Source organism: Bradyrhizobium sp. NAS80.1 (genome assembly GCF_001908205.1).
Classification (GTDB): domain Bacteria; phylum Pseudomonadota; class Alphaproteobacteria; order Rhizobiales; family Xanthobacteraceae; genus Bradyrhizobium.
The window spans coordinates 1-8,095 of record NZ_LGHL01000316.1 but is presented as its reverse complement, the minus strand read 5'-3'; the positions used below and the strand labels follow the sequence as shown (position 1 = coordinate 8,095).

Genomic DNA, 8,095 nt, shown 5'->3' with positions numbered 1-8,095 from the left:
ACTGCATAGGCTGCTCCTCCGAATCGTGGGAGCCTCAAACGGCGCCCACTCCTAGGCACTCTCGTGCCCGTGGAGGAGCCGTCCACAGCATCATTTCCGGACTCCTGCAATGCAGTAAATTACAACCCCGTTCGAACACCTCGTTGGCCTTGTAGTGGTCTATGGGCACATGTGGATCAGCTCTTGCACAACCCCTTCGGTGTCCACTCATGATGCAGTGTCGTCGCGGGCTTGTTCGCATCGTGAAGAATGAGCACGAGGGCTCGACGTACCTCCGTTCCCGTTGCAGTCAGATGCATGGGCGGTCCACCGGGGACGATCACGGGTGGACCGCCCGCTCGACCAACCTGTTTGCCGGACGGAGTTTCAAGGCACGTCTCACCAGCCAGAGTGTACCAAGCCTCCGGTCCGGAATGCGTGTGCTCTGCGGCGGTCATACCGGGATTGAATATCGCCTCCATATACTGAGCCGCAAAAACACCCGGGGTGATTGGCAGCGGTCCAATTGTCGTCACGTGCTCTCCGGCAGAAGCACGCCATGATGCGTCCTCGATAGTGAGCAGCCAAATCTTTCCAAGTGCCTCCAGAACGGTGCCTCGCTTCGTCTTGGCCGCTTCGGCGGCGTCGCGCGTCGGGAAGGTGTCAAGATGCCAAAACGTTTCGGTGCCTGCCAACTCACCGATGGGATCATTCGCCAGTATCCAGCATCCAACTCCTTGCGTTCGCTCGCTGACAGGGCGGCATACACCCCCCCGGAACGGCCTGAGTTTCAGCTTCTATGGTTGAGAAAAACACCATGAATAGCGCGAAGCACACAATCTTACGCATAACCTCCTCCAGAACTTTGAGCCCGACCTCTCCTCTTTCAATCATCTCGACGGCGCGGACGAGTAGCGCTGGCGGCCCGCGATACCGAGGGCTTTTGCGGTCTTGAGGTTGACCGCAATCCGATACTTCAATCGGAGAAGCCTATCATTTTAAGGCTGTGTCGTGCATCACAGCAAAAATCGACTATCAATGACCGCTCTGGGTCATTTTCGACCGACTCTGCAGGTTTCGGCCGCCGTTCGATGTCTGCTCTTCCCCGAAAGCGACCTACTTGCTGCGCAACCCGCCGCACGGGATCCCGGATCGGGATCGCTGTCGTGGTCTTGGCGGAAACGAATAGATCTCTGGCGGCCTTCGGCCGCTTTCCGGCTGCAAACTGCGCTACACACCAAGCCAGAGAATCCTTCGTCGGTCGATTTCGACGGGTCGTGGCTGTCAGTCATGGCTACCCCCTTCAGATTTCGATGACGAGGCTGGGATCGAAGTGTGGATTGTCCCAGGCGCGATGCTTTGGCAGCCAGGGTCCGTAGCCCTTGGCGTTGGACACGATGCGCGTGTGACCGATAGTGACGTCCTCGGATTCGTGCGTGTGCCCGAACACCCAGAGGTCGGCGGGTCTACGAGTCTCGAACCCGCTCCAGATGTTAATCGGCGTGGGGGTCGTGCGCCGATCGGCATCTCAAGTTCTTGATTGATTTCGCATGTGTGGGGTCAATGTTCGGGTCTGACTCAGATCTGATGATGTTTTCTGCCGAGCTTGCGATTCTCCAACGGGGGAATCAGGATCATGCGAGCCGGCATTCGAATTTCGTCGCTTGTGCCGAGTGGGTTGGTTATTGAGAGCGTAAGTGATTCATCTGACTCGATTATTATGGCCGTCCGAGCGGAAAGCGGCGTGGCCGAGTGCCCATTGTGCGGAGCGAGATCAAGCCGAATCCATAGCCGATACGACAGACAGGCTGCGGATTTGCCCTGTGCAGGCAAGGAAATACGCCTCCGCGTGATCACGCGGAGGTTTGTTTGTGAGGTGCCTCATTGTCGGCGGCGGATTTTCGCTGAACGGTTCGGGGACGATGTTCTCCCGTCCCGGTCGCGCCGGACGGCACGGCTGGATTGCATCGTCCACCATCTGGGGCTGGTACTGGGCGGCAGACCAGCAGCGAGCTTCGCCAAACGGCTGATGCTGCCGGTTAGCAACGATACGTTGCTTCGGGTTGTACGACGGCGGACAGCGCTTCGAACTGATCCTCTGACCGTTGTCGGCATTGACGATTGGGCTTTTCGACGCAATCGCCGCTACGGAACGATTGTCTGCGATCTCGAGCGACGACGGATTGTGACGTTGTTGCCAGATCGCGAGGTCGCGACAGTTCGAGCTTGGCTCGCCGAACATCCTGGGATCAAGATCGTGTCACGCGATCGCGGTGGCGGTTATGGTGAGGCAGTTGCCAAGGCGCTACCCGATGCGGTTCAGGTCGCCGATCGCTGGCACCTGATGGAGAACGCCAGCGCGGCCTTCCTCGACGCGGTGCGCAAGTCCATGCGCGCTATCCGCAGCGCGATCGGTACGCCGACAATCACCCCAGAGCTGCTCACTTCGGCAGAAAAGCTGCGGTACGAGAGCTATCTGCGGTGGGAGGATACAAATGCGGCAATCGCGAAGCTCGCCCGCGACGGCTTGTCGATCAAACAGATTGTCCGCCGCCTGGGTCATAGTCGCAATCTCGTTCGACAGACGCTGCGCGGCGGGCGAACAGATATGTTCCACACGCGGCAACGCTCGCTCGACGCGTACTATCTGTTCCTTGAGGGCCAGTGGAGCGGCGGCTGCCGCAATGGCGCTGAACTCTGGCGTCGCTTGCAGGCGCAAGGGTTCGGGGGATCCTTGCGCGCCGTTGGTGAGTGGGCAACACGCCGACGTCGGTCCGAAGCGGTCAGCCAACAACAGTTGCAAAGGATTCCATCGGCCAGAACGATCGCGCATCTCATGACCACCAAACGAAATTGCATGACCAAGGCTGACGCCGTGACCATCGCCGCCATCGAGGCTGGTGTGCCGTCCCTTGTTGAGGCCCGCGCGCTCGTCGACCATTTCCATGACATGATCCGAAAGAAGGACGAGGCCAAACTCGACGTCTGGATCGCAAACGCAAAGACAAGCCTGGTCTCATCCCTCGCCACGGGAGTCCTCAAGGACAGAGCCGCAGTGCGCGCTGCGATTACCCAGCCTTGGTCAAACGGCCAGGTTGAAGCACAGATTACGAAACTCAAACTCGTCAAACGACAAATGTATGGCCGAGCGAAACTCGACCTTCTCGAAGCACGATTGCTCGGGACCGCGTGATCCGCGTGCTGTCATCAAATATGCGTCAGACCCAATGTTCGGCGCCGATTCACAATCTCCGCCGATTCATAGAGCTTGCTGCCGTCAGCAAGCTGAAAATCGGTCACCTCGCTCCTGCGTGCCGCTGCGAGTTCTCTCACGGCCTGCTTAAGTCGCTCCTTGAATTTCGTGTCCTTCACCTGGCGGATGTATCCAGCCAGGTGGCTCAGCTCGTTCTTGTTGAGCATAGGCATCGTTAGACGCCAGTCCTCTGAGGCTGCCCGCTGGAGCGAGTGGAATTTCACGATGTTGAGGAAATGCTCCTCGATATCATCAGCGTCGTAACGATCAAGCGTTTCGCCATAGATTACGTATGGACGAGTGCTGATGAAGTCGAAGTTATCGTATATCGGATATCGTTCAGTCAGGATGTGGAGTTGAGCCTCGCGCGTCTTTTTATCCTGCCCGAATAGCCTCTCTTGCTCATCAAGGGCCCTGCTGTAGACCGTGTAGTACCTTTCCGGATTGAGTTGGACGAGATAATTCGACAGCTCGCGCAAGTATGCATGAAGCAGATTGCTGCGATCTGACGCCGATGCCTGGGAGGAGATCATTGCGTCCTGAGACCGGGATTCCGGCTTGCCCTTGGGTCTGATGCCGTATCCAGCGAGCGCTCCTGCGACGAATAACCAAAGGTCCCCCCAATCCATCGTCAGTCCTCATCGTGCAGCAGCACGCCTTCCTTCTGGAAGGAGCTGTCGGTCCGGTAGTAACTCTCGATGAAATCGTCGCCGTTGCCAGCGAAGAAGCTGTACATGCCGTATTCGTCGAGGTCCTTGAAATAGAACCCGACGCGGGTCTCGGCGAAGTGGTCGAGGTGAAAAGCCATCAGATGGGCGGTCTCAAAGACCTTTTCACCGTGCTTCGCCCGCCAGAGGGGCTGGTCGCGCTCGCGCCAGTGGTATTCCCTCATCCCCGCCTTGATGTGCTCATACAGGCGGTTGTCCTTGTCCAGCCGCTCATTGGCGATCTTCGCTTTTCCCACATTTTTGGACCGCTGCCACAGGTACCACCCGCCAGCGACCACCAGCACGATTAGCCATGACTCCATGGTGCTCCCCCCGGCCCATTATTGCCGGGAGGCGGCAGCGGCTCAATATCGGCGGTCCACCATTTCCGGCTGTTTAGGAGCCGCACGGCCCGTTCAGCAAGCCTCCGACTATTCCCAGGCTTGGTCGCCTGCATCGGCTCGGCGGTTTAAGCTCTGTAGTTCATGCGTAGGAGGTCATGGGAAACCGGGGATAGCCCGACGGGCCCGTTCCTGGGTGCGCTACTCGGCGGTCAGGTTCGTTTCCTCCGGCACCTCGCCGGCATTCGTGCTGAGCAGACATCGCATCGCGCGCCGCCGGCGTGAACGCCTTGTCGTACGAAAAGGCATGCCAGTCGATGTTCTCTCGGGCACCGAGTTGATCTTGGTGAAGCTTGTCTCTGACGCTCTTCACTGTGTCGACGTCCGCGCCGAGGTTGGACTTCGCCTCGGGATCGAATTTCCTGGTCAGAGAAGGCTTCCAGTGTAGGATCGGGATGCGGTTTGGGTCGGACCCGTCAAGACCGTTCTCCCTCAGCCAAAGCGCGGAGCCCAGCCGTTCGCATACCGAAAACATGCCGACGCAAAATTCGAAGTTGAGCACGTGGAAATAGGACTCGAACAGGAGCCTGCCCTGCTTTGCGTGAGGGACGATCAGTGCGGCCTTCATCTCCAACCCGACGAGAACGTGTTTGAGATTGGAGATCAATCGTCGCCGCACTTCCTGATGAAGCCCCTCCGGTAGACATGTTCGGATCCAGGCCTCCCGATCAGATGCGGTCGAGAGATTGACGTAGCCTGAAAGCTCGTCGGGCAGCTCGGTGAGGTAGAACAGGTTCAGGCCTCCGTGCATGATGTTTGTCCTGCAACCCTCAGGAGAGCGCGCATCGAGGTCGCAGGAAACCCTGCATCGCTGCGGGGCTTCGGCGTTTCGCGGGCCTGAAATTAGAGGTCCACTGACTTTCTATGGTGTGAAGAACAAGACCGATTGCAGCCCCGACCAAAGTACGCCCCCTATGGCTGCTGCAAGCTGTTGGAATCTGAGATCTCAAGTTCGGCGGACCGACCGCGACAGCTGGCGACCCCGAGGAAAGGGCATCCCCTATGGGAAACGTCGAGGAGGCCGCGGAAAAGGCCCTAGACCAGCAAATCCGCCAGAGGAGTAGAGGCTCCGCCGACCCCGCGGATCACGGTTGCCGTCGCTGCGAGGTAAAGGGATCGTCCGTCAGACCCAATTCTCGACCCTGACCCCCTGCATGCGGGTAAACTCGCGCATGTTGTTGGTGACGATGATCAATCCTTCGCTGCGGGCATGACCACCGATCTGCATATCGTGCGGACCACAGGGCGTTCCCGCGCGCTCTAGTTCAGCGCGGACTTGGCCGTAGTGCGCGGCCGCCTTTTCAGCGAATGGCAGCACATCCAGACGCGCCACGAAATGTTCGACCGCCGTTAGATTGTCGGCCCGGCGCGCGGACTTCTCTGCGCCATAGTGCAACTCGCCGAGCGTGATGCTTGAGATGCAGAGTTGGTCGGCCAGTGCGTTGAACTTTTCGCGCAGCTCCAGCGGATAGTTCTTCATGACATAGATGCAGATATTCGTGTCGAGCATGTAGGTGAGCATCAGAGCGGCTCGCGCTCCTCGGCTGCCGGCTGTTTACGTTCGGCCATGAAATCCTCGCTGACGCGCGGTCCGTTCTGAAACAGATCGTCCCACCGTTTGCCTTGGGGCACGATCACACGGGCGCGGCCGATCTTCAGAATATCGACCTGATGCACATCGTCTGGAAAGGCGACTGCCTTAGGCAGACGGACCGCTTGGCTGCGATTACTGATGAACACTGTGGAGGTCGTCATGATGTGTCTCTATGTATATCCAGTTGGGATATACATAGACCTCTAAGCACATCCTTGCAAGACCCGTAGCTTTCCTGTGGGCCGGAACGCAGGGCTGACGTCCGAACTAAAAAGCCCCGGCCGTGGCTGGCGGGGCTTTTCGTGTTTCAGACTAGGGGACTACTTTACCCCGATTTGGGGACGTACTTATAGGGGACCAACTTTACCCACGGCTGCACTCTAATCAATCCGGACCTCGAGGCCAATCTGTTCGAATTTGTGGTGGTGCCGCGCACCTCATAAGAGCGTCAACCATCACGTAGGTGAGTCGCGAAAGTTCCAATGGGCCCCGATGGAAGCAGCTCAACGGTTAGAGCCGGCCGCTCATAACAGTCTGGTTGGAGGTTCGAGTTCTGCCGGGCCCACCCACGTGTGTTGGTCGTCGTCGTCGTCGACTGTCGGGCCAAATTTGGAGCGAGTCGATTCCAAAGAATCGCGATTCGATTTCCAAAGGTTTGCGATTCGATTTCGCGAGAATGTGATTAGGCCCGCCGTTTACCCCCTGATCGGCTTCCAAGCTTGACCCCGTTGCTTATCACTCGAGTATTTGGATTGCCGTGAAAAAGCCTCTGCACGCTGGGGACAACCTTGGACGCCGATCGGGGTCAATGTTCGAGCCCTTTGGCCCGGTGCATGGTCGACAATCGAACTCCTGGCTGTCCACGATCGTCACCCATGTTGGGCCGGAGCCGAACGCTCTCGATGCCGGCATCGGTCAGCTTGCGGGCCAGGTGGTCGATCTGGGCACCTGTGCGCAGCAAGATGCCGACGTCGGCAAGTTGCGTCCCGTCGGCCTTGAGGGCAAGAAGCCAGTCCGCCAGTGCCTTGATCTCTTTCTCCTCGCTGGGGTAGCCAACAAGTTCCGGCGGGGGACCACGGAAGGCACTCGTATAGCCATTCAGATTATCGGTCCCTTCGTCGAGGTCATCGATAGGCACGCCTTCGAGAATCGAGACTGCCCATCGGCGTATTTCATCGCTCGTCCGGTAGTTGAGCCGCAACTGGCGCGAACGCCCGCGCACGTTGATTCCGCACGCGGTCATCGTCGCGCGCCGAGCGTAAATTCGCTGATGCGCATCGCCGACGATGAAGATCGAATTGCGGTCGCCGGCAACCTTCTCGGGCACGATGGCGCGGACGAGACGGAATGCCTGCTCACCCATATCCTGTGCCTCATCGACAACCACCGAGCTGTAAGAAAGGTTCGGGGCTTCGGCTTTCAGAATCTCGACCGCCTCGCGGTATCCGTCGTCGGGCTCAGCCAAGCTCTCATCGATCATCCGTGCGCGATAGTCAGAAAAGATCTTCCAAAGGACAGCCCGGCTGCGCCGGTCGAGCGCCGTTCCGCGACCTGTGCGAGGCACCTTGAAATACTCGCGCTCGCTCATCACGCCCTTGGCTTGGACCACCTGCTCCCACTCGGCACGAACGAATTCTTCCGAGAGCCCATCAGGACGGCTGTGTGCGTCGAGAACCTCACGCCATACTGTGTCGAGTCGATCGCGGTTCTCGCCAAAATAAACGATCTCGCGAGGGAATTTCTTGCGTTTGAGGAACTGGCTCACCCAGCGGTCGAGGTTGATAATCTCGATCCTCGGGTTCGTCCCTTCAAGATGTTCGCGGCATAGCGTCTTGAGATTCGACTGAATGTCGATGGCGAGATTTGTTGTGAATGTTGTGAACAGCACCTTTTCCGACGAACGTTCGGCATCTGCGGCGATCTGGTCGGCAAGATGTTTGGCGCGATGCATTGCGACGACCGTCTTGCCAGTTCCGGCGCCGCCGCGCACCAGGGCCGGGCCGCTGTAATCGCGATAGGCGACTTTACGCTGGTCGCGATGGAGAAAAATCCGCCAGCCCTCTAGCAGGCTGTTGAAGAAGTCGGTAGCGAAGCGTTTCGTGTCGTGATTCTCTAGGATCAGGATTTAACTAGGGGGCGCGATGCGTGGGAGTGACGAACG

The 8,095-nt window shown here is 58.5% G+C and carries 9 protein-coding genes; 1 reads left to right on the top strand and 8 read right to left on the bottom strand.

All coding sequences use genetic code 11. The features are described 5' to 3' along the window. Positions 1-176: 176 nt before the first annotated feature. A complete protein-coding gene (locus AC629_RS42485) occupies positions 177-674 on the bottom strand; it encodes a hypothetical protein (protein WP_084810584.1) in 498 nt (165 codons plus the stop codon). A gap of 608 nt (positions 675-1,282) precedes the next feature. After that, positions 1,283-1,429, bottom strand: a complete 147-nt coding sequence (locus tag AC629_RS42480; protein WP_210419204.1) for a hypothetical protein — start codon at positions 1,427-1,429, stop codon at positions 1,283-1,285. 186 nt (positions 1,430-1,615) lie between these two features. Here AC629_RS42480 and AC629_RS42475 point away from each other — a divergent pair, with 186 nt between their 5' ends. Then, positions 1,616-3,172 (top strand): ISL3 family transposase, encoded by a 1,557-nt coding sequence (locus AC629_RS42475; RefSeq protein WP_084810583.1) that lies wholly within the window; start codon positions 1,616-1,618, stop codon positions 3,170-3,172. Between the two features lie 14 nt (positions 3,173-3,186). Here AC629_RS42475 and AC629_RS42470 read toward each other — a convergent pair whose 3' ends face one another. The 6 genes from AC629_RS42470 to AC629_RS42440 form a co-directional block, all read right to left on the bottom strand. Continuing rightward, entirely contained in the window at positions 3,187-3,861 is a 675-nt protein-coding gene (locus AC629_RS42470) for a hypothetical protein (RefSeq protein WP_084810582.1), read from the bottom strand. 2 nt (positions 3,862-3,863) lie between these two features. Continuing rightward, positions 3,864-4,262 (bottom strand): hypothetical protein, encoded by a 399-nt coding sequence (locus AC629_RS42465; protein ID WP_084810581.1) that lies wholly within the window; start codon positions 4,260-4,262, stop codon positions 3,864-3,866. A gap of 160 nt (positions 4,263-4,422) precedes the next feature. Further along, positions 4,423-5,091: a hypothetical protein gene (locus AC629_RS42460; RefSeq protein ID WP_245332180.1), complete on the bottom strand. Its 669-nt coding sequence runs from the start codon at positions 5,089-5,091 to the stop codon at positions 4,423-4,425. 372 nt (positions 5,092-5,463) lie between these two features. Continuing rightward, a complete protein-coding gene (vapC, locus tag AC629_RS42455; protein WP_084810580.1) occupies positions 5,464-5,862 on the bottom strand; it encodes a type II toxin-antitoxin system tRNA(fMet)-specific endonuclease VapC in 399 nt (132 codons plus the stop codon). Then, positions 5,862-6,095, bottom strand: coding sequence for a type II toxin-antitoxin system VapB family antitoxin (vapB, locus tag AC629_RS42450; protein ID WP_084810579.1), 234 nt, complete (start codon positions 6,093-6,095; stop codon positions 5,862-5,864). Before vapB ends, vapC begins: the two co-directional genes overlap by 1 nt. 644 nt (positions 6,096-6,739) lie before the next feature. After that, positions 6,740-7,984: a UvrD-helicase domain-containing protein gene (locus AC629_RS42440; protein ID WP_283848241.1), complete on the bottom strand. Its 1,245-nt coding sequence runs from the start codon at positions 7,982-7,984 to the stop codon at positions 6,740-6,742. Positions 7,985-8,095 lie beyond the last annotated feature (111 nt).